The sequence below is a fragment of the Stenotrophomonas sp. YJH_SMC_37 genome (assembly GCF_059370035.1).
In genome coordinates, this window is record NZ_JCAFTG010000009.1 from 96,379 (window position 1) to 122,182 (window position 25,804).

Genomic DNA, 25,804 nt, shown 5'->3' on the forward strand with positions numbered 1-25,804 from the left:
CCCGCAGCGCTGCAGCTACCAGCGCGGCTGCAGGCGGCCGTCGGTGGCGAAGCGCCAGCGTCCTTCGGCCCAACCCACGCCGAACAGGGCCAGCATCTGCGAGTAATAGGCCGGTGCATCGGCGCGTTGCTGCTCGGCGCTGGGCAGGCTGGCCCGCAGCGACTGCGCGCGCTCCGCTTCGCCCTGCGCGATCAGATAGGGCAGCAGGGCCGCGCGGAATCCGTAGTTGCCTTCGCCCTGCCCCTGGCCACTGCGGGTGTCGATCTTTTCCCACATCGGTGCACCACTGCGCAGGCGCTGCAGCGGTCCGGACAGCGCCGCCAGCTGCGCGCGGAACAACGGATCGCGCGATGCGGTCATGCCTGCCCAGGTGTAGCAGCGGATGGCATCGTAGCCGCCGACCGCACCGCGCACCGGATCGACGACGAAGCGATCGCCTTTCCACGCCGCCCAGTCCGGTGCGAACCCGTGCGGGCTGCTCTGCTGCAGCAACTGCACGCTGTTGCGCGCCAGCGCCTGCCACGGCCCGCCGCGATCCTCCGCCGCAAAGCGGCGCAGCAGCGGCAGTGGCAGATAGCTGGGGTTGACCCGCGTGGCGTCCCCTTCAATGAACCCCTGTGGGCCTGGCAACAGCATTGGGCCGAGCCCGGGCAGATCCACGATCTCGCGCGCCCGCACCTGCACCAGCATGCCCTCCGCGATGGCCTTCAGCGCCGGACGGCGCCACAGCCGCGCGCCTTCCAGCAGCGCGTAGGCCAGCCAGAGATCGGAGTCCGAGGCCGGGTTGTCGTCCAGCACCCGCCAGGCGCCGGCGTCATCGCGTCCCCACAGCCAGGCCGGCAGGCGCTTGCCCATGTCGCCACCGGCAAGGTTGTCCTGGGTCCAGCCCAGGATGCGGTCGAACAGCGCCTGGTCGTTGTCGACCAGGGCGAAGAACAAGGCATAGGACTGGCCTTCGGAGGTGCTGCGCTGATCGTCCTGGCTGCGATCGATCATGCGCCCGTCGCGGCTCAGGCTGCTGTCGAGCAGTACCTGCCACGCCGGCCAGCGCGGGGCGGGCGCGGCCTGCACACGGCACACGCCGAGCAGCGGCAGCGTGGCGACCGCCTGCAGCAGGCGCCGTCGCCGCAGGTCAGCGGAATTCGCCATACGGCACCAGTGGTGATACGGGCAGCGGCAGGTTTCCCTGCCAGGGCTTGAAGGTGTAGCGCAGGTAGAGCTGGAACGAATTCGGCGAGAAATCGCGGCTGCGCTGGAGGGTGCCGGCAGCGCCCAGCACGAAGTGGTCGCCGAGGCGGCGCTCCACCGCGCCGTACAGGCGGTACCCGGTGCCCGTGCTGCTGCTGTCACCGGTGTACAGGCCGGCCTCGTCCAGCCGCAGCGGGCCGTACTGCGGCTCAAGCTGTGCAATCACGCGCTCGATCAAGGCCTGGTCGGGGAAACGGCTGATCGACGAGGTACGCGCACTGGACACACTGACCGAGCCATCCAGGCGCACCGACCACACGTCGTTGCGCCAGGCAAAGCTGACCGGCAGGCTCAGCGATGCATAGCGCTGCGGGCTGTAGTAGCCGCCCTGGCCCAGCGAGTAGCCGCCCAGGTCCTTCTGGTAGCGCCAGTACATCGCGGTGGTACCCACATCCAGCCGCATGTCGGGGCGCTGGATCAGCTTGTGGTACCAGCCCACCATCGCGCGTGCGCGGGTGTTGTCGACCACGTTGTGCCCGGTCAGCCGATGCCAGCTCCAGTTCGACCACACGCCATCGCGGCCGCCCTGGTCGTAGCCGAGGCTGAAGGTCACGCCGTTGGCGGTGACGCCGCCCCAGCTGAAGCCGCTGCGCGGTTCAACCGCACCGGCCTGCGACAGCAGCGAATTGGTCATCGGCCGCCGCGACAGCGTGGCGCCCCAGCCGAAGCGCCCGAGGTCGCCATTGAGGGTGACACCGCCAAGCCAGTTGCCGACCACGTAGTTGGACGGGGTGTGGCCGATATCGACGTTCCAGCGGTCATCCAGGGTGCGCCAGCCGACGGCGAAGCCGGCACCGGAGGTGCGCCGCTGGTGCACGAAGCGGGTGCAGCCCGGTGCGCGCAGGCGGCTGTCGTCGGCCTGCAGCAGATCCAGGTCACAGCTGCCGAAATCCTCGTCGTAGGCGCCGCTCTCATCGGTCTGGAAGCGGCCCGCATCGAAGCTGACCTGCTCGATGCGCGCCCAGCCCAGGCCACCGGCGAATGGCGCGTCCAGATGCGCGATGCGGGTATCGCGCGACAGCCGCGAAATGCCCGGCGTGCCATCGCTGCGGCGACCGGTGTCCTGCATCACCGTCAGGGTGGGATTCTCCTGCTGGTACAGGGTTTCCACATCGCTGCGCAGGCTGCGCCGCAACCAGTCATCGCCGGCTGTCTCGCGGCTGGCCAGGGTCAACGCGCGGTTGTCGCGCGGCGTGACCTGGCCGGGAGCCAACACGCCGTTGTCGGCCATCGCCTGCGCGTACATGTCCAGCGCCTGCTGCGGATCATCGCGGCGCACCAGCCGTGCCGCATCACGCCAGGACTGTGCGTCGGGCCCGGTCTTGCGCGCAAGCAACGCGCGCAGGATCGCCAGGGCCTTCGTGTCCTCGCGCAGGTCGGTCCAGATGGTGGCGAGCTGACGCTGCTGGCCGATCTCGTCATCGTCCACTGCCGGCGGTGCGTCGTGCATCTGGCGGCGTGCGCTGGCCAGATCGCCGGTGCCAATCCAGGCCTGGACCTGGCCCAGCTGCGCATCCACATTGTCCGGCTGTGCGGCAAGCACGCGCTGGTAGTAATGCAGCGCCTGCGCGTGATCGCCGCGCAGGCGCGCCCACTCGGCCATCAGCAGATCATTGTCGGTGCTGGGCGGTTGCTGCTGCAGCAGCGCGATGGCTTCGGCCTCCCTGCCCTGCGCACGCAGATCCCACAGATGATCGACCAGCTGCTGCCGCTGCAGGCGCGCCGACAGCGCGCGGATGTCGTCGTTCCACTTCGCCTGCGGCAGCGCGTCGAGTACCGCCAGCGCCTGCGGCAGCCGATCGGATCCCGACAGGTAGAGCGCCTGCGCGTAGCGCGCTTCGGCGCTGTCGTTATGCGTGGCCATGTCGGCCACCGCCGCGTCGGCCTCGTCCTGCCGGCCAGCGGCGCGCAGCTCGTTGGCCAGCGCATAGGCCAGCCATGCATCGCCCGGCAGTTCGCCGCGCAGCTTCTGCCCCAGCGTGATCGCGGTGGTCGCATCACCGGCAGCCAGCGCCTGCTCGCGACGCTCACGCAGGCGGCTGATCTGGAGCTGGCGCAGGTCTTCGGCATACAACCTGCGTTGCGCAGCGGGCAATGCGTTGATGAAGGCTTCCAGCCGCTGCGGGTCGGTGCGGCCGTACAGCTGCACCAGCTTGCGGATCACGTTGGCATCGTTGGGCGCCATCCGCCGCGCAACCTGCAGCTGGCGTTCGGCTGCGGCGTCGTCACCGCGGGCCACGGCCACGTCGACCAGGCCCAGTGCAGCATTGACGTCGCGGGGCTGCTGGCGATGCGCCTGCGCATAGAGGCGCTCGGCCTCGTCCAGCCGGCCGGCCGCCAGCGCCGCATCGGCCTGGTCCAGCTGCAGCCAGTAGCGGGTGCTGGCGATCAGGTCGCGCCACTTGTCGTTGCTGTCGCCGGCCGGGGTGGCCTGCACCGCACGCTGGAAATAGCTGATGGCCTGCTCGCGGCGGCCCTGGCGCATCAGCGCCATGCCCAGCCCCCCCAACAGGTCGGGCTCGCGCGGATAGCCGCGCAACGCCTGCAGGAAAGCGCGCTCGGCCTCTGCATTGCGGCCTGCGTCGAGCAGCTGCTGGCCGCGCAGGCCGGCGCGCCACGCCGGGTCGCTGACCCGCTTGTGCTGGTCGGTGTAGCGCTCGCGCACCAACGCGATGTCGGCAAACGCTGGGTTGCGGGTGATGAAGTCCTGCAGCCGGCGCACGCTGCGGTCGTCGGCCGGCTGATCCTTCAGGTAGGCCCATTCGGCGTCCGCCGCCATGCCGCGGGCCTCCGGATTACGCCCCATGCGCTGCAGCGCGGCGAGCGCCTCTGCATCGCGGCCGGCAGCGAACAGCATCTGCGACAGCGCCTGCAGCAATGGCACATTGCCCGGATAACTGCGGTCCAGTTCGCCCAGCGCACGGATAGCCTGTGCACGCCCATCCGCCTGGCCGCCGCGCAGGCGCCAGTACTCCAGGCCCAGCTGCAGGCCGGGTGGATCATCGTTGAACAGGCGGCGGTAGATCGCCAGCGCTTCGGCGCTGCGACCACCGGCAGCGAACAGGCGCGCCTGCTGCAGATCCTGCTGCAGATCACCGCGGTAGGCCCTCCAGAGGCGTTCGCCGGCGGCCAGTTCACGGGTACCTGTACCGATCTCGCGCAGGCGCTTCAGGGTCGCCCCGGCATCCTGCAGCTTCTGTTGCGAGAGCTGCACTTCCAGGATCGCCACCAAGGTGCCGCGATCATCCGGTGCCAGCATGCGCAGCCGCGCCAGTGCGTCTTCGATCAGGCTCTGGCGACCGGTGGCCTCACCGATGCGCACCTGCTGCAACAGCCACTGGCGCTGCTCGGCGACGGTTCCGCCCGGCGTATCGGGCAAGGCCTGCGCCGCGCAGGGCCCGGCACCGGCCAGTCCCAACAGGACGAGGCCGGACGCGGTGACCAGCGGATGCCGCGTACGTGCCATCAGTGCCCCGGGTCCAGGCGCTTGGCCGCGACCCAGCGCAGCGCGCGCCACAGCAGGAAGGCGACCATCAGCACCACCAGCGTGGCCAGCACCGCCAGCAGCGCCGGGTGGTCGGCCAGGTGGTACCACAGCAGCAGCCACCACGGCAGCGCGCCAACGTAGTAGTGATCACCGACGAACTGGCTGTGAATGCCCGAGGTACGCAGGATCGCCACCGATCCGGCGATGGCTTCGCGCTTGCCGGTATCGCTGAGCGCATCGTGGAGCAGGCCGTAGTCGGCGGCATTGCTGGCGGCCAGCGAAACGATGCTGCGCTGCGCATGCGTCGGTGACTGCATGCCGATGATCGCGGCAAACGGTGCCTGCGCGCTCACTGCCACTTCGGTCACCGCTGGATCGCCATCGCGGCTGCCACGGCGGGCCTGTTCCATCGCCTGCTGCGGCGACGGAGACTGGCCATTGAGCAGGCGCGTGCGCTGGTCGTCGATCAGCAGCGACAGCTGCTGGCTACCGCGCAGTTCGGCCGGCAGGGCGCCCAGCATCAGCAGGTCCGCATCCAGCGCGCTGGCCTGCTTCCAGTCATCGGACAGGCGCAGCCCATAGGCCGGATAGCCGCTCTGCACGCCCAGCCCACCGATCAGGTTCAGCAGCAGGCTGACCTGTGCCTCGTTGGCTTGGGGCGGCACCAGCACGACAGTCTCCGACAGATCGGCCATGCGGGTGAAGGGGAATCCACTGAGCGCGAACGCGGACAGGTCCGGCAGGCCCATGTAGTGATGGAATCCGGAGAAGTCGATGGTCGAGTCGTCTTCGATCGCTGCCTGCAGGTTGGGCGGCAGCACGGTCTGGCAATGATCGCGCTGCGCACTGCCCATCACGCTGGCAAAGTTGAAATCGAAACGCAGCTGGTTGCGGTCGCCCAGTTTGAGCGCCGGAATCAGCAGGCGACCGTCATCGGCACCGGCATCGCCGGCCAGCACCGGCAAGCGGATTTCCTCCAGGCCCTGCTTGCCGTTGCGGCGCACCAGCGGGAAGCTGGAGATGAACTGGTCGTTGATCGCCACGCCCAGCCGCGACTCATCGCTGCCAAACGGCGGCGTGTAGCGGTAGCGCAGGTTCAGCGGAATACCCTGGTTGCGCCAGATGAACAGATCCGGCGGCAGGTTGAGGTTGACCGTGATCGGCTGCGGCGACACGCCGTTGGCATGCAGTTGTTGCGGATAGTCGAGCAGTTCAGCCAAGCGGACGGCGCGGTCGGTGCGCACCCAGTTCGGTGCGTCGTACGGCTTGCGCGGGGCCAGTGGCTTGACCTCATCGACACTGACCTGGCGGCCGCGGAACAGCACGTTGCCGGCCGCCATCGCAGCCACGGCCTTCTGCAGGTCGTCATCGTTGCGGCCCAGCACCAGCAGCAGCTTTCGCTGCGGATCCTCCGGCAGCGACATCAGTTCGATCATCGGGCCCTTCACCGGAGCATGGTTGGCGATCACCGGCGGGAACCTGCCGTTGACCGCCAGCACCACCGCGTGGCCCTTGTCCGGCAACGTGCCGAAGCTGACCGGGAAACGTGCCTGGCGCCACCAGCCGGACAGGCTGCCGAAGTACGAGGACATCACCGCCGCCGCCCGCTGCTGTGCCAGGCTCGGCGCAGCGGCGAACACCACTGGCAGTTCCAGCCGTGCTGTATCACGCGGATCGAAGAACGGCAGCGGGAAGTTGGCCAGGTCGTCCTGCATCGCCAGCGGCTGGCCGCCCAGGCGCAGCGTGCTGTTGCTGGAGAGATTGACCCACAGCGAGCTGTGCGTCGGCTCTTCGCAGATGTCGGTGTAGTGGCCGACGAACTCCAGGCGGACCTGGTTGAAATCAGCAATCAGGCGCGCGTCCAGCGGTAGCTTGGCCTGCACCGGGCGGCCCAGCTGCTCGTTGCTGATCGGCACCACACCCATCATCGCGTCGTTGAGATAGACCCGCAGGTGCGACAGGGTCGGCAGCAGCGACGGTGAAGGCGTGAAGCTCAGATCCAGCTCGGCATCGCGGACCAGGCGGTCACGGCGGACCTGGAACTCGAAGGTGGTGGCATTGCGCACGCCCGACAGCAGCGTGTCCTGGCGGCGCCCCAGCTGCGCGAAGGTGTTCTGCCGCTGCCAGGGCCAGGCGCTGCCCGCCCAGGTCTGCGCCAGCGCGGGCTCGGTACCGGTGGCAGGCGTGGTGGCTGGCGCGGCCTGCCCCCCCGGCGCCGGCGGAGCGGCAGGCGCGGTAGTGGGAGGGACAACCGGCGCCGGGGCAGGCGCGCTGTTGCCTGACGCCACGGGCAGGGCCAGCAGGGGCAGCAGCAGCCAACGCAGAGAGGACGGACGGGTCATGGACGAAGCCCTGGATCAGCGGCTGGGTCAGCCGGGTGGGAAGGAAGCGGACGTTGCGGAGCAAAACTGGCCAGCCATCGCAGCAGGCGACGGTTCCAATGTGCGGGGCGGTCGAGGTCGAACGGTGCGAAATCACCCATCCGCCGGTAGCCGCGCCAGCCCAGGACCAGCACGCTCCACAGGCTGCGCGGCAGGCTCTTGGGCTGGTAACCGGCGTGCCAGTCAAGCCAGGCATCGGCGCGGGCGAAGGTGCATTGGGCGAACTCGACGCGCTGGCGCTCGTCCTCGAACAGCAGCAGCAGGCCCAGTCGCTGGCCGACCGTGCGTTGCACGCGCGCCGGGAATGCGAACTCGCGGCGACCCCGCCCCAGCAGCACCTGCACGCGCTGGCCTTCGGCCAGCTGTGCGTCTTCGCCGAGTTCGACGCCCACGCCATCGTTGGAGTAATCCTGCAGCACGCCGCGCAGGCGGCGGCCATCGGGCACCTGCAGCGCCATCGGCAGACGGGTGGTGACGCGATGCGTGCGTCGCACCTGCTGCACTTCGGCCGCCACCGCCAGCGCACCGCCGATGATCAGCAGGTTGTACAGCACCCACAGCGAACTCACGATCACCGTGCCACGTTCGTCAAGTGGGCCGTGCACGAAGCGCCACACGGCAAAGCACAGGCCCAGCACGTTCAGCAGCGCCAGCACCAGGTAGGGCTGCGCCACGCGCCAGTCGAAACGATCGCCGGCCTGGGTACCGCCCTTGTCGGTGACGTTGAACTTGCCGCGGCCCGGACTGAACAGCGCCACGGTGGTGGGCCGTGCGATGTACCAGGCCAGCACCGTCTCGTACACCTCACCCCAGAACGGACGCCGGTACTTGCCCTGGATGCGTGCGTTGGTCAGGCTGGCGTGGGCCATGTGCGGTACCACGAACAACAGGATGGCCAGCGCCGGTGCGTAGATGATGTACACATGCAGCAGCAGGAACGCCAGCGGCGCAGTGAGGAACACCAGGCGCGGAATGCCAGCCAGGAAATGCAGCATCGCGTTGGCATAGCAGAAGCGCTGGAACAGGCTCAGGCCCTTGCCCAGCAACGGGTTGTCGATGCGGAAGATCTGCACCATGCCACGCGCCCAGCGGATGCGCTGGTTGACGTGTGCGCCGAGGCTGTCGGTGGCCAGGCCGGCCGCCTGCGGAATGCGCAGGTAGGCCGAGTTCCAGCCCTTGCGGTGCAGCCGCAGCGCGGTGTGCGCATCCTCGGTGACGGTCTCGGTGGCAAACCCGCCGATGGCATCGATGGCTTCGCGCCGCAGCACCGCGCAGGAGCCGCAGAAGAACGCCGCGTTCCACAGGTCGTTGCCGTCCTGCACCAGGCCGTAGAACAGCTCGCCTTCGTTGGGATCGCTGCGGAACACCTGCAGGTTGCGTTCGAATGGATCGGCCGAGAAGAAGTGGTGCGGGGTCTGCACCAGCGCCAGTTTGGGATCACGCAGGAACCAGCCGCAGGTGATCTGCAGGAACGACCGCACCGGCAGGTGGTCGCTGTCGAAGATGGCCACCAGCTCGCCATCGATCAGGGTCAACGCATGGTTGAGGTTGCCGGCCTTGGCATGGCGGTTGTCGGCACGGGTGATGTAGTTGACCCCGGTGCGCTCGGCGAATGCGCGGAATTCTTCGCGCTTGCCATCATCAAGGATGTGGATGCGCAGCTTGTCGGCCGGCCAGTCCAGGCCCATCGCCGCGTACACGGTGTGCCGCACCAGCGCCAGGTCTTCGTTGTAGGTGGGGATCAGCACATCCACCGTCGGCCACTGGCGGATATCGGCCGGCAACGGCGCCGGGCGGCGCCGCAGCGGCCAGGCCACCTGCACGTAACCGAGCATCAGCACGAGCCACGAGTAGGTTTCCGCCGCCAGCAGCACCACGCCACAGACCAGGTCGAAGGTGCTGTTCCAGTTCAACGTGGCCGTATAGCGCCACCACAGGTACCGGCAGGACACGGTGATCGACAGCACGACCAGCACCAGCGTCGCATAGCGCCCCTGCATGCGCCGCACCAGCAGCGCGATGGCCCACAGCAGCACCACGAACACGAACTGCGCCAGATAGGTGAACGGCTGGGTGATGCACAGCGCCGCCAGCCCCAGCGTGGCCAACCCGACCAGCAGGGTCAGCAGGTGCCGCGAACGCGGCGACAGGCTGCCCATCTTCCGGCCGAACCATGCCGCCACGCGGCTGTTCCAGAATTCACTGGGTGCATCGCGCATGGCGCGCAGGTAGCGCAGGCGGCCGCGACCGGCCGCACCGCGCAGTTCGGCAATGCGTTCGCGACGGGCCCGGGCCAACCGTTGCCGCCTCAGCGAGGGCTGCGGTACCAACCGCACCACCGACAGCCACATGGCCTGGATCAACAACCGCAGTGGATCGCCCGGGCGCCAGCGGCGGTCACCCTGGATCTGCGGGAAGGCGTTGCGCAGGCGCGGGGCCTGTGCCTGCCATGCCGGCCCTTCCAGGCGCAGGAACGCCCAGCCCACGCACTGCAGCAGCCACAGCAGCGAGCGGGTTGGCCAAGGCGCATGCACGCGTTCGCGCAGGCGCCCCCAGTCCAGGTAGTAGACGCGGGCGCCCATCAGCGTGTCCCCGCAACGGGCTGGCGCCGTGCGGCCTCGGCCAGGCACCACAACACCAGGCCATCGACATCGGCAGCGGCCAGCGAATCGGTCGCATAGCGCCCCAGTGGCTGCTTGCTGGCCAGCGCGGAGGGCACCCGCGCATCCTCGTGCAGCGGCTGCGGCACCAGCCGCGGGCCGTGCGCGTGAAGCCACAGCTGCATCAGATCGCGCTGCACCGGGATGACCGGGTCATAGCGGTTGGCCAGCAACAGGCGTGTGTCCTCCGGCTGCCGCTGCAGGAACACGTGGCTGACCGGATCGACACAGGCCAGGCGCAGCGGCAGCGTGCAGCGCACGTGCTGGTTGATGGCCGCTGCATGCGCCGGCAGGCGCTGCGGCAGGTCGAACAGGATCCAGTCGAACTGGGTCTCCAGCAGCGGAATGCGTTCGGCCCAGGTGCCCGGTGCCTGTTGCAGCTGCTGTTCGATGCGCATTGCGGCCTCGCTATCGACGCGACCATAGGGCAGCACCGCAAGTCCTGCTGCAACAGCGTAGGCGGCATCACGCCAGTCCGTGCCGTCCAGCTGCGCGCGCCCCCAACCGTTGTCCACGTCGGCAGGCAGCCCCAGGTGCAGGCCGAGCATCTGGTCCGGACTGCATTCGACCAGCAGGACGCGCTGGCCCTGCGCGTGCAAGCCCTGGCCGAGTGCGGCCAGCACCGTGGTGACACCGGTTCCGCCATGGATGCCCTGCAGCGACAGCACGGTGCTCATCGGCGCGGCTCCAGTTCGGCCAGCAACGGCCAGCGCGCCAGCGCCTGGGCACGCTCATGCTGGGCAGAGAAGTCCACGTAGGGCAGCCCCGGCATGCCCAGGCTGCGGCGCAGCAGGTCGATATCGTCCTCTTCCACGGACAGCGTGACCGGTACGGCAAGGATGTCGGCAGGCATCAGCGTGCCTCCTCGGGGTAGGGGCTCCAGGCCTGGCTGCCCTGCAGCTGCAGCCAGGGCTTGCCGGCGTACTCGATGACCTTGGCGCCTTCGTTTTCCGACACCGACGGTGTCTGCGGCAGCCCCTTCAGCAGGCTGTCCCAGTTGCGCTCGCTCGGCGGCGACTGGGCGTTGAGCGCGTACACGCGCGAAACCAGCTCGGACACGGCCAGGTAGCTGCTCGGTTCGGGGACATGACGCGGGCCGCCGGCCGCCGGCGCGCCCATGCCGATCAGCTTCACGCCCACCGGCACGTGGGTGATCGACGGGCTGGGAATCTCGCGCATGCCCGGAATCTGCATGCGGTCGCCATGCAGGGCCGCGCCATGCTCGGGTACCACCACGATCATTGCGCGGCGGCCACTCTTCTCCACCGCATCGACGAAACCGGCCATGTCGCCCAACACCATTTCCGCACGTGCCTTGTAGTCGGCGGCATTCGAACGGCCATCGGCGCCGACGATGCGGTTGCCATCGTGCAGCGAAATCGTGTTGTAGAACAGCGCCACCTGCTGGCTGGACCCGGCCAGCCGCTGTTTCCACCACGCCATCAGCACATCGCCATCGCGGCGCAGCGGCGACTTGTCGAACGCCACCAGCGCTTTAGGAAACGCGCTGATATCCATCGGCTGTGCCTGCAGCCCGCCGTACTGGTGCAGTTCACCGATGAAGTCGTCGAAGTGACCGTCGTGGTTCATCGCCAGCTCGCTCTGGAAGCCCAGACGCTGCAGGTTCGAGAACAGCTGGCACTCGGCCGGCACCGGATCGAACAGCCCGGTATGCGAGGTCTGGCCACAGCTGGCGCGCAGCAGGCGGATCGCCGCCGGGCCGCTGTAGGCGGTTGCCGAGTTGAAGTCGTCGAACACCACGTCCATGTGGTCGAGCAGATTGTTCTGGCGCAGCCCCACTTCATCCAGATCGCTCCATGCCAGCGAGCAGATGTTGAGGATGATGACGTCGAACGGCGCGCCGCTGCCCGGTGCCGGGAAGCTGGTCTTGAGGCTGGCCTGCTGCTGGTAGAAGCCTGCCAGCCATGCGTTGAGCGTCTCGTTGTTGGCCGGCGGCAGGCCGCCACCTGAAGTGCCTGCGACGCTGGTGGTGGCCGCGGTGGCGGTACCCTGCCCCCAGTTCCAACCCGCCGGCATCGGTATCGCCATCACAGCCAGGCCAAGCATGCCCAGCACGCTCAGAGTGGTGATGCGCAGCCACGGCTTGAGCAGTACGTAGGCCAGCACCAGCATCGCCAGTACCGCCACCATCTGCCAGTTGATGAAGCGCTGGGCCAGCTCGAGCCAGTAATCCGCCGAGAAGTCCAGCACGCCAGGTTGCACCAACAGGCGCCGGAATGGCGGCCACCAGGTGTCCTGGTAGTACAGCGCCACGCCCACCGGTACCGCAGCGACAGTACGCGCGATGCGTGCCCAGCGCCAGCGCAGTGGAACCAGCAGCGCGCCCAGGAACAGCAGGTTGGGCAGGATCTTCAGATCCAGCGCGCCCATCCAGGCCAGTACCACCTTGGACAGGAAATACAGGTTCCAGCCGCGCAGGTCGGCCCAGGCGAAGGGCGATGCGGGAGCCACCTGCGGACTCATGCAGCCCCCCGCGGCGCACGCAGGCGTACACCGGCGCGGCGCAGGTGGCGAGGGGGCAGCCAGCGCGCGGCACGGCGGCCCAGCGCACGCCACAGCGTACCGAGCATGGCACCGAAGGGAATCATCACGAGCGCACAGGCGACGATCAGGGTCCAGAGTTGCTGGTCGGTGGTCATGCGCGATCTCCCAGTCGCAGCGGCTTCGGGACAGTGAAAACAGGCGCCTCCAGCGCCGGGGCCACCGGCGGCAGGACGGCGGGGGCTTCGGGCAGGACCTCGGCCTCCGGATCGCTGCTGCCGGCGTTCATCGCTGCAATGTCGTATTCGGCCAGACGCTGGTAGCCATCGAACAGCTCCCGCCAGGGCAGGCGGAACAGATTGCCCAGGGCCTGTTCGACCGCATCACGCCGGCACCCGAACAGGAACAGGCGCACCTGCCCGCGGTAGACACAGGCCAGATCGCCCTGGCGGCGGATGCGCAGCTGCTGCAACGTCTGCTCGGCGCGCAGGCCGGCCACCGGCTGCAACGCCAGCACGGCGCTTTCCACCGCGCTGCCGTCCTGGTCGATGCGTTCGCCAGCGATCTGGCGGAAGCGTGCGGCGTTGACCAGGCCGCTTACCGGTGGCGGCCGATGCGCACGGATCAGCGGCTCCGGATCGTCAGCCAGCTGGCCCTGCCAACGCTGACGCTGCACGGTTTCCAGCAGGGTCAGCAGGCGCGGCAACGGCGTGGCTGACGGCACTACCAGGCTGCAGCCGCACTGCATCAGCAGCCGCTCATCAGCGTAGCGCAGGCAGGGCTGCAGCTCGCGCACCACCAGTTTCAGTGCATTGCCACGTTCCCGGCGCAGGCGGTGCAGCAGTCGGGCCAGTGCATCCACCTTGGCGTTCTCGTCGATGGCCAGCACTACGGTGGCCTCGCGCGCCTGCAGCGCGGCCGGCAACAATCCAGCCCAGCCGTCATACAGGTGCCAGGCTGCCGACAGTGGCGGCGCACCGTCCAGTACTTCGGTCTGGGCCAGGAAGACATCGCGATCACTGCCACTGGTGGCATCGACCCCAGTCCCGGCGGCATCGTCCTCGGCCAGATGGCGCAGCCCGCGGCTTTCCTGCTCGACGCCGAACGATCGCTGGGCCACCACGCCATGGCTGTTGGACCAGTAGTGCAGCAGCAGCTGCAGGGCACCACGATGCGGATGCAACTGGGCCACACCGGCGCAGCTCCGGTTCAATGACAACAGGCGCGGGGCCAGGGTCGCCACTTCGCCATGGCACAGCAACAGCAGCACCTGCTGCGCCTGCCCGGCCCAGTCCTGCAGCTGCTGGCACCAGCGCGCCAGCCGGGCATCATCCCAGCCGTCCAGCGCCGCCACCGGGAACTGCACCACGCTGAGCCGGGTGCGCACCGAGGCGGTGCGCGGCAGATCGGCGGTCAGCCCGCGCAGCGCCTGCTGCATGCCGTGATGCGACCGCTGGAACAGCCGCAGGCGGGCCGGCCCCTGATCGGCCGGCAGCAGCGTCAGCATCGATTCGGGCCCCCGCCCCAGCGTGACCAGCACGGCCTCATCCAGTGCGTCGGCCGTGGCCAGCACACCGGCACCGAGCAGATCCGTCGGCGCGCTGCCCGCGGCAACGACCCAATACAGGCCCCCGCTGCGCATCTCCACCAGTTCGGTGGGCAGTCCGGCAATGGCAAGGTGTGTTGCTGGCACGCCGGATCCTTTCATTGCCCCTCACCCAGGCCGACGGCCCGGCAGCGGGGGCGCTGCAGTGGAGAGGGGATCATTTCCATGACGCACATCACATTCATGTGTCTGTACGGCAATGATAGCCCTGATCTTCACGTCTGCGGGATCAAGACGCAGTCAACGCCCCCCCCGCGGAGCGGGGGGGGGAGGCTCCAAACTCAGCAATGGGAGACCTGCGCTACTCGTACTGGATGGTGAACGTCGCCTGCCCGTTGGCGGTGCCCGCACCGACGGTACCTGCCTGGGTCTGCACATAGCGCGCGCGCAACGGCAGCGCCATGACGCTGGTACCCGGCGCCGTAGTGCCGACGTTGATGGTCTGGCCGAAGCGCACTTCTCGCTCGGTGCTGCCGTCGCGCTGGACCATCTGGATGCCGATGCGCGTGGCGCTGTTGCTGGCCGCGCTGAGCTTGAGCACGCCCGGCATGTTCGAGCTGTCCTGGTCGGCGTCGAGGCGGATGCCGATCTTGCTCTGGTAGGCGGCCACGTTGCTGCCCTGGCAGTTCAGGCGGATCTCGAAATCGCGATCAGCGGCCTTGGAGCCGACACCGGTGAAGGTGGTGTTGGGCACGCTGCCGAAGTCGACGGCGATGTTGCGGCTGCCGGCCTGCACTTCGCAGGTCGGGCTGACCACGGTGGTACCCGAGCCCTTGAAGGTCGAGGTCAGCTCCGGACGGCCAGGACCGTCGCCGTCGAGATAGTAGGTGGTGAAGCGGCCGTTGGGCGCGATGATGCCCGAGCCCGTCTGCGCGGCGGTCTTGATCAGCTCCACGCGGAAGCGGCCACCATTGAGGGTCAACGTCCGGTTGCCCCCCAATTGCAGCGTGTGCGGGTAGTAGGTCTGGATGGTGCCCGAATCACGATAGACACGGATACCCACTCCCGCTACATCGGTCGCATAGACGTTGCTGAAACCCGGGACTGCGTTTTGCTGTGCGGCGTTGACGAAACGCCCGTTGGCACTACCGCCCCAACGATCGCAGTAACCGATGCTGTCGCGCTGGTTGATCGGCACGATCAACTCCTTGATCACACCACCGACGGGCAGGCTGGGCAGGATCACGATCTGCCCCATGTCCATCTGCACGTCCTGCGCGACAAAGCCCTGCTGGGTGATATAGCAGGTCGCCAACGCCGGGCTGGCCACGGCGATACCCCCCATCACGGCCATGGCGGCAAGCAGCGTGCGGCTGCGGGAAGAAATCATCGGCATGCTGCCTCCAGCGGGATGAAGCCGGTCTTGGACGCATCGGCGCCCGCCGGAACCTGGTAATCGATGGTGCAGCGCTGGTCTGCACCGGCGCCCCACTCCACCAGCAGGCGGCCCTGGCTCTTTTCACTGCGCACGTACAGACGGCCGCCCTGGCTGACCATGCCCACCGGCTGGCCCTGCTCATCCTTGACCTGCGCACCGAACGGCATGCTGCGGCCATCGGCATTGCGTACCTGGATCAGCAGCGCATTGCCTTTGCGGGTATCGAAGCGCAGGTAGCTGATGGCACCGGCGAACGGCGCGATCGACTGGCTGGTGCTTTCCAGCTCGACGTCATGGGCCATGCCCTGCGGGTCGAGGGTGACGGTGTTGAGGCGGTACGGCGACACGTACGGGACCACCGCGTAGCCGCGGCCATCGACGCGCAGGCCCGGGGCGTTGCTGACGATCGCATCGCGCGCACCCGGCGCTTCCACCAGCACCATGGTGTCGCCCCGCTGCGGAGTGAAGGTGAAGCCGCCCGGATGCACGACCACGCTGCCGTTGGCACCGACCGAGGCCTGGCGGAAATCACGCGAGTGGCTGTAGGTCGCGTTCAACGCGGAGTAGCGGCTGCGGTACTCGGCGTTGCCGACCGCCGTGGTGCCACCCTCGCGGGAATCGGACAGCGCCACGCCGTAGCTGAAGTTGTTGTCGACGCCGGCCGACCCGGTGATGCCGACGCGGCTGTTGTCGTAGCCACCGCGATCGCGCATGCCCAGGTCGGCGCTGAACGATACCGGGTGAGTGCCACGGCCCAGCGGCACGCTCATCGACAGCAGGTACTGGGTGTCGGAACGGCCGAGCACGCCCTCTTCGGTGCGCAGCGCCGAGAAGCCGTAGTTCACCGAACGCCAGGCGTTGTTGTAGCCCACCTGGTACTGCTTGGAGGTGCCGGAACGGTCGTAGAAGTCACGCACCGAACCGGTCACGTACAGCGCGCCGCCGCGACGTCCCAGCGGCTGGTTCAGCGTTATCTGGAACTGGCTGCGCTGACGGCCACGGGTGGTCGGATCGATGCCGCGCGTGTCCGAGTCACGGCCGTACAGCGCATCCTGCAGGCTGTAGAAACCTTCGGTCGAATAGCGGTAGGCGGCCAGGGTCAGGTTGGTCCCGGTCTCGCCGATCATGTTGCTGTAGCTCAAGCGCACGCTGGCACCGGTGTGGTTGCCGTAGTGGTCGAACGTCGTACGTGCGTGGGTGACGTCGGCGGCGAACGCGCCAACCGGCGTGGACAGGCCGACGCCGTACAGCAGCGACAGGTAGCCGTCGCTCAGTGCACTGCCGCCGTACAGGGTCAACTGGTTGCCGATACCGCGCTGGTAGGTGCCCTGCACCAGCCACGGCTCATCGGCCAGCAGCTTGTTGCGCACCTGGCCGGCCGTCAGCGAGTAACGCGACACGCCTTCGCGCAGCATCTGCGGCACCGAGCCGAACGGCACCTTGAATTCGCGGCGGCGGCCATCGGCCTCGATCACGCTCACTTCCAGATCGCCGCCGTAGCCGGTCGGGTACAGGTCGTCGATGACGAAGCTGCCCGGCGACACGGTGGAGGAGTAGATCAGCTGCTCGTTCTGGCGCACTTCGATGCGCGCGTTGGTCTCGGCGATGCCGCGCACGACCGGCGCGTAACCGCGCAGCGAATCGGGCAGCATGCGGTCGTCGCTGGCCAGGCTGGCACCGCGGTAGCCGATCGAATCGAACAGTTCACCGGTGGTGTAGGCCTCACCGATGGTGAGCATGCCGCGCACCTGCGGGATGCCGCGTTGTGCGTAGGTGGCGATGCTCTGCCAATGGCGGCCGTCACCCTCGGACCAGGTCAGGTTGGAATCATGGCGGAACTGCCAGCCGCCCAGGTTCAGGCCGGCGTTGAGGCCGAGGTAGGCGCTGCGGTTGCGCTGGCCACCTTCCACACGGCTGTTGCTGTCGATGGCGTTGAAGCTGTAGCCGACGAAGCCGGCATTGATGCCACGGTCCCACAGCGCCGGGTTGACGTAGCCGCGTGCCTCACGGCGCAGGAACACCTGCGGGATGCTGAGGTCGTAGCGCAGGTTGCCGCTGTCATAGACACCATAGGCATTGGCCATGCGCTGCTGGACCGGCACGCAGCTGGTCTTGTCGGTGGGCACGGACGGATCCTGCTGCAGCAGCACGGCCTCGCTGTCCACGCCCATTTCTTCCAGCATCGGCAGCGGCAGGCAGGCGTCGACACGGCCCTGCGCATCGGCCTTGAACTGCAGATCGCGACGGCCCTGCCAGGCACCGTTGACGTAGACGTCGACACGATAGTTGCCGGCCACCATCGGATTGCCGTTGCTGAAGGCCGCCAGGTCGACCTGCTTGGCTTGGCCAGACAGGAAGCTGGAGTTGAACTGGGCCGATTCCGGTGCACGCGCATTGGCCGCACCACTCTGCGCCATCAGCGCCTGTTCGCCGAGATTGGCCGGGGCAGCCAGCGCCCATCCTGGGCAGGCCACACCAGCAACCAACAGGCAAAGCGCCTGATGGATCGACAATGTCAATCTGTTTCCGATCACACTGACATTCCTTCAATTCGCCGCACAGCGGCGGTGGCGGGATGCGCAGGCCAGGGGCCGGCGCGGCGCGTTCAGCCCCCGGTGCTGCCGAGGCGGATGGTGTGTTCCACCCGGCCGCCGTAGTCGTTGATGGTGATGAAGCGGACCTCGTCGGTGCCCGCCGGTGCGGCGAACTCCAGGCTCTGCTTCGGCGCGACCATCGCGCCCTTGTCCTCGACGGCCTTTTCACTGCTGCCGGTTACAGCATGTACTTCGGCCAGAGTGACGTGGAAGGGGCTCGGGTTTTCCACCCGCAGGCGGTCGCCATTGCGGGTCCAGCGCAGCGCTGCCGGCGCGTCGTTGGCGACGCCCTTCAGGCCCTGCGGCCGGTAGAAAAGCTTCAGGCGCGAACGGAACGCGACCTGCAGGTAATTCTGTTCGCCGCTTTCGGCGTTGTCCGGGGACGGCGGCACATCCAGCACGTTGAGCCAGAACACCGACTCACGGTCGGTCGGCAGCTGCGCGCCGGAGAAGATCAGTCGCAGCGCCTGGCTGCGGCCCGGCTCGACACGCGCGATCGGCGGTGTAAGCACGAACGGGGCATCGCTGGTATCGGCGGTCTGGTTGGCGTCGCCGCTGTCGATCCAGGCCTGCACCAGCGCCGGCGAATCGCCCACGTTGTCGACCTGCACGGTGACTTCGCGCGCCTGCGCCGGATAGATCACTCGCGTGCCATTGACCACCACGCCGGCCAGTGCGTTCTGGCAGAAGGGCAGCGTGAACGCTGCCAGCAGCAGCGCCCGGGGAAAGAATGCTTTCATCGGAAGTACTACGCTCGAGGGGTGTGGCCAGCGGCCGCGGAACACCGGCCGGCGCGAACGCCGGCCAGTGGGGGCATGACTGCGATCAGTTGTAGATGATCGTGTACTTGACGCTGCTGGTGACGTCGCCCGGGGTGGCGGCGGCAGTGGCGTAGTACTCAGCGTAGTAGTTCAGGTCGGCCGAGCCGTCGGTGCCGACGGTGACCCACTGCGAGTTGGTCTGGGCCAGGCCTGCACCAGCCGCCTTGATCGGCAGGAACTGGTTGTTCGAGCCCAGCAGCTGCAGCTGCACGTTGGTGGCAGCGTTGGCCGAGGCCTGGTTGACCAGGCGGCCACTATTGAAGTCGACGGTCGAACCCGGCTCGAAGTAGGTGGCGACGTTGCCGGCGCTGCACTTGGTCAGGTTGATGGCGAACGGGGTACGGCCCGCAACGGCGCCGGCGGTGGCCAGGGTGTTCTTGGACACGGTCGGCAGCGTCACGGCGAAGTCCTTGCCGCCCGGGGTCGAGATGGTGCAGGTCTTGTCGGTCACCTTGCCATTGAAGGTGATGGTGCCGTCGGCGGCGTTGGCGGCCAGCGGAGCGGCGGCCAGCATCAGAGCGGCGATGATATTGATCTTGTGCATTCGCTTTTACCTAACCCTACTGAAGAGATGAGAAGTAGAGGAGGAAGCAAGGAGCACTGCCGGGCTAACAAGACCCATCCTTGCGTCTCACCTGTGGCCGGACTCGGACGTAGCTTTCCCTGAATCCGTGACGCAAGTATAGGTACAAGTGTGATGAAAGTCTCATTATTTTTCTGAACGTCAATTCATTGACGCTGGAAATGTGACGTGATAGCCGAAATCAGGACCCACGCGGGTTCGGGAACCCGACGGTCGCCGGATCAGGTCAGAAGCGACCCTGGATGACGCTTCGGGTGGCGCGTTCGGCATGCACGGAAACAAACCTTTTCCCGGCGGAAATCGGCTTCTTTGATGCACATCACTCTTTCTTGGTGATGTCCCTAGCAGATTCGAAATCGTCCTATTAAAGGCTGATCGAAGCTGTCGCTAACTAGGACACACCGAACCAGAGAACGTGTCATGAGGAATTCCATTCTGCTGTGCGTGGCCCTGATGTCCGTCAGTGCGCTGGCCCAGGCCAGCAGCGGCAGCATCCGTTTCAGTGGCCGCATCGCCGAGCCGGGCTGCACGACGAATCTGTCCCAGGGCGAGCTGAGCCTGGCCGCCTGCCCGCCGTCGGCCAAGGGCTCGACGGTGGAAGTGACGGCGCTGGCCAACGGCCCGGCCGCGACGCTGCGCGACGGCAAGCGCCACGGCCAGAAGCTGTCGGTGTCGGCCAGCGCGCTGCGCGCCGGCGATATCGCCTTCTCCGAGCGTTACAGCGTGCAGGCGTCGACGCAGCAGCCCCTGCAGGGCGCCTATCTGGTGGTGGTCGACTACCTGTAAGCCGGCACGCTTACGCCGGCGGCAGCTCGAACACCTGGCGCAGGTAGGCCAGGTAGCCCGGGTCGTCGCACATGCTCTTGCCTGGCGAATCGCTGAGCTTGGCCACCGGCTGGCCATTGCAGCGGACCATCTTGATGACGATGTTGAGCGGCGTTGGCCCCAGATCATTGGTCAGGTGGGTGCCAACGCCGAAGGCGACCTGGCAGCGACCACGGAAGTAGTCGTACAGGCGCATCACCTTGGCGATGTCGAGCCCATCGCTGAACACCAGCACCTTGGTGCGCGGATCCACCCGGCGCTGCTGGAAATGCGCCAGCATGCGGTCGCCCCAGTCGAACGGATCGCCCGAGTCGTGGCGGACACCGTCGAACAGCTTGCAGAAATACATGTCGAAATCGCGCAGGAACGCGTCCAGGCCAACCACGTCGGACAGCGCGATGCCGAGGTCGCCACGGTACTCGCGTGCCCACGATTCCAGTGCCGCCACCTGCGAATCACGCAGGCGCGGGCCCAGTGCCTGGAATGCCTGCAGGTACTCGTGCGCCATGGTGCCGTGCGGGGTCATGCCGTACAGGCGGGCGAAGTGCACGTTGCTGGTGCCGACCAGTTGCGGGCCGAGCGCATCGCGCAGCAGCGGCAGCAGGCGCGCATGCCAGTCACGCGAATAACGGCGGCGGCTGCCGTAGTCGGCAATGCGGCACTGTTCGAAACCGGGAGTATCACGCAGCAGCGCGGCCTTGGCCTGCAGCCGACGCTCGCCCTCGGCAAAGTCGGCGGTGGTGGTGTTGCGGAACCAGACTTCGTTGATGATCGCCAGCAGCGGGACTTCGAACAGGATGGTATGCAGCCACGGGCCAGTGATGTCCAGTTCGATTTCGCCGGGCACGGCCGTCGACGCGCGCAGCTGGATGTACTTGCGGTCCAGATGGAACAAGCCGAGGAAATCGGCGAAGTCGGGCTTCACGAAGCGCAGGCCGCGCATGTAGTCCAGTTCCGCGTCGCTGAAACGCAGGCTGCACAGGTGGTCGATCTCTTCGTCGATCTGGTCGATGTAATGGGCCAGGTCGATGCCGGGCGTGCGGCACTTGAACCGGTACTGCACCTGGGCACCGGGGTGCTGGTGGAGCACCGCCTGCATCATGGTGAACTTGTACAGGTCGGTGTCGAGCAGGGACTGGATGATAGGCATGAGGCGGATTATGCGCCCGGACGGGTGAACCGGGGTGGCCGCGGGCACGCTCGGCTCTCCGCGTGGGTAGATCCGCGCCATGCGTGGATGCAGGTTCGGCCCTACAACGACCTGCGCAACAGGCGCGGTACCAGCATCAGGGCGTGCCCCCAGATCGCGGCCCACACCGCCACGCGCACCGGCAGCGAACGCTGCCTGGCCTCGAACTTCTGAAAGTAGCGCCACAGGCCCCTGTGCTTGTGCCATTCAACGAAGAACGGCCGCGATCGGCTCGAGACGCCACGTACATGGGTGACCTGCAGGTCGTTTGCAATCGCCACCACGGCCCCGGCTTCGCGTGCACGCCGGCACAGGTCCAGGTCTTCGGCGTGCAGACGATACCCGGCGTCCCAGCCTCCGATCCGGTCGAACAATGCACGCGGCATCATCAGCAGTGCGCCAGACAGTGCCGGCACCCGCTGCAGCACCTGCTGCGGGTCACGCGGCAGCGCCAGCTTCGAGCCCTTTCCCGGCGAGCGCAGCATCATCAGGAAATCCGGGTCGCGGCGGCGCACGGCTTCGTCGGCATGGCCCTGCTCGTCCACCTGCTCGACACCGAGCAGGCAATCGCCCAGTGCTTCCGCCCGGCTGCGCAGTGCGGCCAACGTCTCCGGCTCGACCATCAGGTCCGGGTTGATGAAGGCCAACCAGGGGCTGCGCGAATCGGCCACGCCCTGGTTGTTGGCAGCGGCGAAGCCGGGATTGTCCGGGTTGCCGACGAAACGCACGCGCGGATCGTGGCTGGCATGGCGCTGCACGATGTCCAGCGTGCCATCCATCGAGCCATTGTCGATCACCCGGATCTCGGCCACGTCCTGCGCCTGGCGAAGGCGCGAGAGGCAGGCATCGATGGTGCTGGCACTCTGGTAGGTCACGACGATGGCGGCGATGGCAACATTCAAGCGAGTGACTCCGGCGCGGAAGGAACGAACAGGTCGCCCTGTTCCTTCGGCATTATCGCCTGCCGCATGCGCTGCTGCAGGTCGGCGCGCAGCCCGTGCAATGGATCGTGCATCAGGAAATCGGCCAGGCGCGGCACCCAGCCAGGCCAACGCGCAGCCAGCGCCTCAAGGTCGCCATCGCGGCTGGCCGCCTCGCCCGCCCGGCTCACAAAGGCGGTCTCGCACAGTACGTTGCGCCAGCCCAGGCCGGCCATGCGCAGGCTGAGGTCGACCAGGGCCGCGTTCCAGCCAGCGTAGCTGTCCACATCCAGGCCACCGGCGCGGCGGCGCGCATTGCCACGCACCAGAACCGCATGGGTGACCGCCGATGGCAGTTCCGGGTGCAGCGCCGGCAAGGCGGCGCAGGTCTGTGCCAGCAGCGCCGCATCCTCGGGCTCGGGATTGATCTCGCCCAACCGTGGCCACGCTGCGGTTTCGCCGGCATTGCACCACGGGGTTGCGGTCGCGATGGCGGCATCGCGGGCGAAGGCGTCCTGCAATTGTTGCAGCCAACCCGGCGCAGGCACGCTGTCCGGTGCCAGCACGGCCACGTCCAGGCCATCGCAGGCGCGCAGCATCTCGTCCAGATGGGCGACCTCGCCCAGTGGCCGCGCGCGCCGGGTGTACTCGGCCTGTAGTGGCGTATGTGCCAGCCAGTGTTCCACCACCGCCTGCGCACGCGGCCCGGTCTGCGCATCGTCGGCCAGCCAGACTGCGGTGCCCGGCGCGGTGCCCGCATCCAGTGCGGCCAGGCAGCGGTCGAGCGCGGCATCGTCCACGCACAGCGGCAACAACACGATCGCCCCCATCCCGCCTCCGTGGTTGTCGGTGGCCACAGCCTAGCACCGGGAGGGTATCGGCCGGGTTGCTCCCGGCACCCGCTTCAGGCCAGGGCAACAGCAACAGCCGAAGCAAGAGCTGGGTTCCTGGGGTTGGCGGGGTGGGTCCGGTTGCGGGGGACGCTGCAAGTACGTCCATGTAGGTCGGTCGCCGCATCCATGCGGCTCACGCCCCCACAACCGGACCCACCCCACCGTCGACAGTTTTCCGCGACCTGCCTGCTCTTCTGTAGAGCCGAGCCGTGCTCGGCTCAGATCTCACAGATATCGAAATATTCGATTTCGATGGAGAGTCATCCACGCATGGCGTGGATCGTGTCGACCAAGGTCGACACCTACCAACAGCAAGCAGGAAACTGTCGAAGGCGGGGCACTGCGGGTTTGCGGGGTGTGAGCCGCATGGATGCGGCGACAAGCCTACATGGACGTATTCACGGCGTCCCCGCAAACCCACAGTGCCCCGCCATCCCTCAGTAAACCCGCTGTTGCTGTTGCTCCGGCCTCGGCGGGTGCCGGGCGCAGCCCGGCCGCAAACCCCTTACTTCTTTGCGCGCGGCTGGTTCAGTGGCTCCATCGCGCGGAAACGCTGGCTGTACTCGTCGGTCAGATTCCGCGCTTCCAGGCTGTTGCGCACGATGCTCGGGGTCAGCAGCACGATCACTTCGGAACGGCGGCTGGAGCGGCTCTTCTGCCCGAACAGCGCGCCAACCACCGGAATCCGGCTCAGGCCGGGAATGCCGCTGCTGCCATCGGTGCCCGAATCGGTGATCAGGCCGGCCAGCATGATGGTGTCGCCGCTCTGCACCGCCGCTTCGGTCGACAGCTTCTTTGTGGAAATGCGCGGGTTGCAGTTGCGCTCGGTCGGATTGCAGTTGTCGGGCACGTTCGAGGCGCTGCTCACTTCCTGCACGATGTCGAGGAACACCGTGCCGTCGCGGGTCACGCGCGGGCGCACCTTCAGGATCACGCCGGTGTCGATGTACTGCACCGAGCTGTAGCTGCTGGTGCCGATGCCGGTATTCACCGTGGTGGTGTTGATCGGCACCTTGTCACCGACGTTGAGCGTGGCCTCGGCGTTGTTGCGCACGAACACCGAAGGCGTCTGCAGCAGGCGTACATCCGTGACCTTGTCCAGCGCACTCACCACCGCCGCGCCATTGTGGCCGGTGAATGCCCAGCCCAGACCTTCGCCGCCCGTTGCGGCACCGGCGAAGCTGCTCCACGAGCCACCCGCTGCCGCCGGCAGGGTCACGCCGCCCAATGCGCCCGTCAGGGCACGCCCGGCCACGGCGTTGTCGAAGAACCAGTTCACGCCGTACTTCAGGTCGCCATCGAGCGAGACCTCGGCCACCTGGGCTTCGATGTGCACCTGCAGGGGCATCACATCCAGCTTCTCGATCACCTCGCGGATCGACCGCCAGGCCTGCGGGGTCGAACGCACCAGCAGGGTGTTGGTCTCCTCCACCGCCGACACGCCCACGCGGTCGCCTTCCACTTCCAGGCTGACACTGACGTTGCCGGACTGGCGCTGCGGCAGGTTCATGCTGCCGTTGCCACCGCCACTGGAGCTGCTGCCCGGGACCGAGCCGAAGCTGCTGCTGTTGTTGGTGCTGTCCATGCCACGATCGGAGTCGCTGCCCAGCTGCGACGGCATCGCCCCCGGGGCCAGCGAGGCCGGACTGGAACCGCCGCGGTTGCCACTGCTGGCAAATGCTTCACTGAGCCGTTCGGCCAGGTCACGCGCCTTGATGTAGCGCAGCTCGTAGGAAAACAGGCGGGCACTGCCACCGGCGGTATCGATGCGGTCCAGCCACTGCTGGATCTGGTCCAGGTAACGCACCTGCGGGGTGATCACCAGCACCGCGTTGGCGTTTTCCAGCGGCAGGAAGCGGAACATGCCGGCACTGGGCGTCTTGCTCTCCTCGCCGAATACTTTCTCCAGGTCGGCAGCCACCTGCTCGGCCTTGCCCGACTGGATCGGGAACACGCCCACCGACATGCCCGACAGCCAGTCGACGTCGAAGATCTCGACGGTGCGCATGTAGTTTTCCAGCTCTGCGCGGGTACCGCCCAGGGTGATCACGTTGCGGCCGCTGTCGACGTTGACGATCGCATTGGGCCGCGCATAAGGCTCCAGCACCTTCTTCATCTCGGTGGCGGAGATGAACTGCAGCGGGACCACGCGGACCTCGAAGCCACGCGCGCTGGCGGCTGGCGCCGTGCTCGGCGCAACCGTACCGGCCAGCGCCTGGTCGGCGGCAACGATGTTGTAGCGCCCACCGCTGTAGACCATGCGTGCGTTGTTCCAGCCCAGCACCATCTCCAGCAGGTTCAGCGCCTGTGCCGGCGACACCGGCTTGGGGGTGGCCAGGGTGACCGTGCCCTGCACCCCCGGTGCGATCACGTAGTTCTGGCCCAGCATGTCGCCGAGGATGGCCTTGACCACCGCATGCAACGATTCGCCTTCGAAGTTGAAGGTAGCCTCGCCGGTGCTGGCGCCATGCAGCGCCGGTGCCGGTGCGCGGGCTGCTTCGCGGTTGATCATGGTGCCGGTGCCACGGCGGATCACCGCCTGCGGCGCGCCCTGGGCGTCACGGGCGGCGTCAGCGGTGACATCGGCCGCCCGGCCAGCCTCGGAGGTGGGCGACAGATTGCCCTTACGCTGCACGTGCGGCGCGGACACGGTGCTGCAGCCGACCAGCAGCGCGAGGGCAAAGGACCAGGGAAGGAAACGCAGGCTCATGCATTCA

18 protein-coding genes are annotated in these 25,804 nt (G+C 67.6%); 1 reads left to right on the forward strand and 17 read right to left on the reverse strand.

What is annotated here, in order from left to right; genetic code table 11:
• Positions 1 to 15: 15 nt before the first annotated feature.
• The 13 genes from bcsZ to AC5P8J_RS14105 form a co-directional block, all read right to left on the reverse strand.
• On the reverse strand, positions 16 to 1,149 hold the full coding sequence (gene bcsZ, locus AC5P8J_RS14045) for a cellulose synthase complex periplasmic endoglucanase BcsZ (RefSeq protein WP_495216879.1): 1,134 nt from the start codon (positions 1,147 to 1,149) through the stop codon (positions 16 to 18).
• On the reverse strand, positions 1,133 to 4,714 hold the full coding sequence (bcsC, locus tag AC5P8J_RS14050; protein WP_134731602.1) for a cellulose synthase complex outer membrane protein BcsC: 3,582 nt from the start codon (positions 4,712 to 4,714) through the stop codon (positions 1,133 to 1,135). The genes bcsZ and bcsC overlap by 17 nt, the downstream gene beginning before the upstream one ends.
• On the reverse strand, positions 4,714 to 7,077 hold the full coding sequence (gene bcsB, locus AC5P8J_RS14055; RefSeq protein ID WP_134731604.1) for a cellulose biosynthesis cyclic di-GMP-binding regulatory protein BcsB: 2,364 nt from the start codon (positions 7,075 to 7,077) through the stop codon (positions 4,714 to 4,716). Before bcsB ends, bcsC begins: the two co-directional genes overlap by 1 nt.
• Positions 7,074 to 9,698, reverse strand: a complete 2,625-nt coding sequence (gene bcsA, locus AC5P8J_RS14060; protein ID WP_019661026.1) for a UDP-forming cellulose synthase catalytic subunit — start codon at positions 9,696 to 9,698, stop codon at positions 7,074 to 7,076. Before bcsA ends, bcsB begins: the two co-directional genes overlap by 4 nt.
• Complete coding sequence (gene bcsQ, locus AC5P8J_RS14065; protein ID WP_021204329.1) at positions 9,698 to 10,453, reverse strand: cellulose biosynthesis protein BcsQ; 756 nt, start codon at positions 10,451 to 10,453, stop codon at positions 9,698 to 9,700. Before bcsQ ends, bcsA begins: the two co-directional genes overlap by 1 nt.
• Positions 10,450 to 10,629, reverse strand: coding sequence for a cellulose biosynthesis protein BcsR (bcsR, locus tag AC5P8J_RS14070; protein ID WP_021204328.1), 180 nt, complete (start codon positions 10,627 to 10,629; stop codon positions 10,450 to 10,452). The genes bcsQ and bcsR overlap by 4 nt, the downstream gene beginning before the upstream one ends.
• Positions 10,629 to 12,260: a cellulose biosynthesis protein BcsG gene (bcsG, locus tag AC5P8J_RS14075; RefSeq protein ID WP_031270787.1), complete on the reverse strand. Its 1,632-nt coding sequence runs from the start codon at positions 12,258 to 12,260 to the stop codon at positions 10,629 to 10,631. The genes bcsR and bcsG overlap by 1 nt, the downstream gene beginning before the upstream one ends.
• Positions 12,257 to 12,436, reverse strand: a complete 180-nt coding sequence (bcsF, locus tag AC5P8J_RS14080; protein WP_021204326.1) for a cellulose biosynthesis protein BcsF — start codon at positions 12,434 to 12,436, stop codon at positions 12,257 to 12,259. Before bcsF ends, bcsG begins: the two co-directional genes overlap by 4 nt.
• On the reverse strand, positions 12,433 to 13,971 hold the full coding sequence (locus AC5P8J_RS14085; protein WP_167692779.1) for a BcsE family c-di-GMP-binding protein: 1,539 nt from the start codon (positions 13,969 to 13,971) through the stop codon (positions 12,433 to 12,435). Before AC5P8J_RS14085 ends, bcsF begins: the two co-directional genes overlap by 4 nt.
• Before the next feature lie 214 nt (positions 13,972 to 14,185).
• A complete protein-coding gene (locus AC5P8J_RS14090; protein WP_021203174.1) occupies positions 14,186 to 15,220 on the reverse strand; it encodes a fimbrial protein in 1,035 nt (344 codons plus the stop codon).
• Positions 15,211 to 17,775 (reverse strand): fimbria/pilus outer membrane usher protein, encoded by a 2,565-nt coding sequence (locus AC5P8J_RS14095; RefSeq protein WP_346484069.1) that lies wholly within the window; start codon positions 17,773 to 17,775, stop codon positions 15,211 to 15,213. Before AC5P8J_RS14095 ends, AC5P8J_RS14090 begins: the two co-directional genes overlap by 10 nt.
• A 92-nt stretch (positions 17,776 to 17,867) precedes the next feature.
• Complete coding sequence (locus tag AC5P8J_RS14100) at positions 17,868 to 18,596, reverse strand: fimbrial biogenesis chaperone (RefSeq protein WP_021203172.1); 729 nt, start codon at positions 18,594 to 18,596, stop codon at positions 17,868 to 17,870.
• A gap of 85 nt (positions 18,597 to 18,681) precedes the next feature.
• Positions 18,682 to 19,221: a fimbrial protein gene (locus tag AC5P8J_RS14105; protein ID WP_019661017.1), complete on the reverse strand. Its 540-nt coding sequence runs from the start codon at positions 19,219 to 19,221 to the stop codon at positions 18,682 to 18,684.
• 459 nt (positions 19,222 to 19,680) lie between these two features.
• Between AC5P8J_RS14105 and AC5P8J_RS14110 the strand changes: the two genes are divergently transcribed.
• The gene (locus AC5P8J_RS14110; protein ID WP_227853658.1) at positions 19,681 to 20,046 is read left to right on the forward strand and encodes a hypothetical protein; all 366 of its coding nucleotides are present in this window, start codon (positions 19,681 to 19,683) and stop codon (positions 20,044 to 20,046) included.
• Between the two features lie 10 nt (positions 20,047 to 20,056).
• Here the strand turns inward: AC5P8J_RS14110 and pncB are convergent, their stop codons facing one another.
• The 4 genes from pncB to gspD all read right to left on the reverse strand — a co-directional run bounded on the left by pncB (position 20,057) and on the right by gspD (position 25,797).
• Positions 20,057 to 21,235: a nicotinate phosphoribosyltransferase gene (gene pncB / locus AC5P8J_RS14115; RefSeq protein WP_021203170.1), complete on the reverse strand. Its 1,179-nt coding sequence runs from the start codon at positions 21,233 to 21,235 to the stop codon at positions 20,057 to 20,059.
• Between the two features lie 101 nt (positions 21,236 to 21,336).
• The gene (locus AC5P8J_RS14120) at positions 21,337 to 22,176 is read right to left on the reverse strand and encodes a glycosyltransferase family 2 protein (RefSeq protein ID WP_019661014.1); all 840 of its coding nucleotides are present in this window, start codon (positions 22,174 to 22,176) and stop codon (positions 21,337 to 21,339) included.
• A complete protein-coding gene (locus tag AC5P8J_RS14125; protein WP_021203169.1) occupies positions 22,173 to 23,024 on the reverse strand; it encodes a glycosyltransferase family 2 protein in 852 nt (283 codons plus the stop codon). The genes AC5P8J_RS14120 and AC5P8J_RS14125 overlap by 4 nt, the downstream gene beginning before the upstream one ends.
• A gap of 568 nt (positions 23,025 to 23,592) precedes the next feature.
• A complete protein-coding gene (gene gspD, locus AC5P8J_RS14130) occupies positions 23,593 to 25,797 on the reverse strand; it encodes a type II secretion system secretin GspD (protein ID WP_021203168.1) in 2,205 nt (734 codons plus the stop codon).
• Positions 25,798 to 25,804: the final 7 nt, after the last annotated feature.

Coding starts and splice junctions, on each gene's coding strand:
- pncB (WP_021203170.1), bottom strand. CDS start 21,235: ATGCCTATCATCCAGTCCCTGCTCGACACCGACCTGTACAAGTTCACC.
- bcsB (WP_134731604.1), bottom strand. CDS start 7,077: ATGACCCGTCCGTCCTCTCTGCGTTGGCTGCTGCTGCCCCTGCTGGCC.
- AC5P8J_RS14090 (WP_021203174.1), bottom strand. CDS start 15,220: ATGCCGATGATTTCTTCCCGCAGCCGCACGCTGCTTGCCGCCATGGCC.
- bcsZ (WP_495216879.1), bottom strand. CDS start 1,149: ATGGCGAATTCCGCTGACCTGCGGCGACGGCGCCTGCTGCAGGCGGTC.
- bcsQ (WP_021204329.1), bottom strand. CDS start 10,453: ATGAGCACCGTGCTGTCGCTGCAGGGCATCCATGGCGGAACCGGTGTC.
- AC5P8J_RS14100 (WP_021203172.1), bottom strand. CDS start 18,596: ATGAAAGCATTCTTTCCCCGGGCGCTGCTGCTGGCAGCGTTCACGCTG.
- AC5P8J_RS14125 (WP_021203169.1), bottom strand. CDS start 23,024: ATGGGGGCGATCGTGTTGTTGCCGCTGTGCGTGGACGATGCCGCGCTC.
- AC5P8J_RS14110 (WP_227853658.1), top strand. CDS start 19,681: ATGAGGAATTCCATTCTGCTGTGCGTGGCCCTGATGTCCGTCAGTGCG.
- bcsA (WP_019661026.1), bottom strand. CDS start 9,698: ATGGGCGCCCGCGTCTACTACCTGGACTGGGGGCGCCTGCGCGAACGC.
- bcsC (WP_134731602.1), bottom strand. CDS start 4,714: ATGGCACGTACGCGGCATCCGCTGGTCACCGCGTCCGGCCTCGTCCTG.
- AC5P8J_RS14105 (WP_019661017.1), bottom strand. CDS start 19,221: ATGCACAAGATCAATATCATCGCCGCTCTGATGCTGGCCGCCGCTCCG.
- bcsG (WP_031270787.1), bottom strand. CDS start 12,260: ATGAGTCCGCAGGTGGCTCCCGCATCGCCCTTCGCCTGGGCCGACCTG.
- gspD (WP_021203168.1), bottom strand. CDS start 25,797: ATGAGCCTGCGTTTCCTTCCCTGGTCCTTTGCCCTCGCGCTGCTGGTC.
- bcsR (WP_021204328.1), bottom strand. CDS start 10,629: ATGCCTGCCGACATCCTTGCCGTACCGGTCACGCTGTCCGTGGAAGAG.
- bcsF (WP_021204326.1), bottom strand. CDS start 12,436: ATGACCACCGACCAGCAACTCTGGACCCTGATCGTCGCCTGTGCGCTC.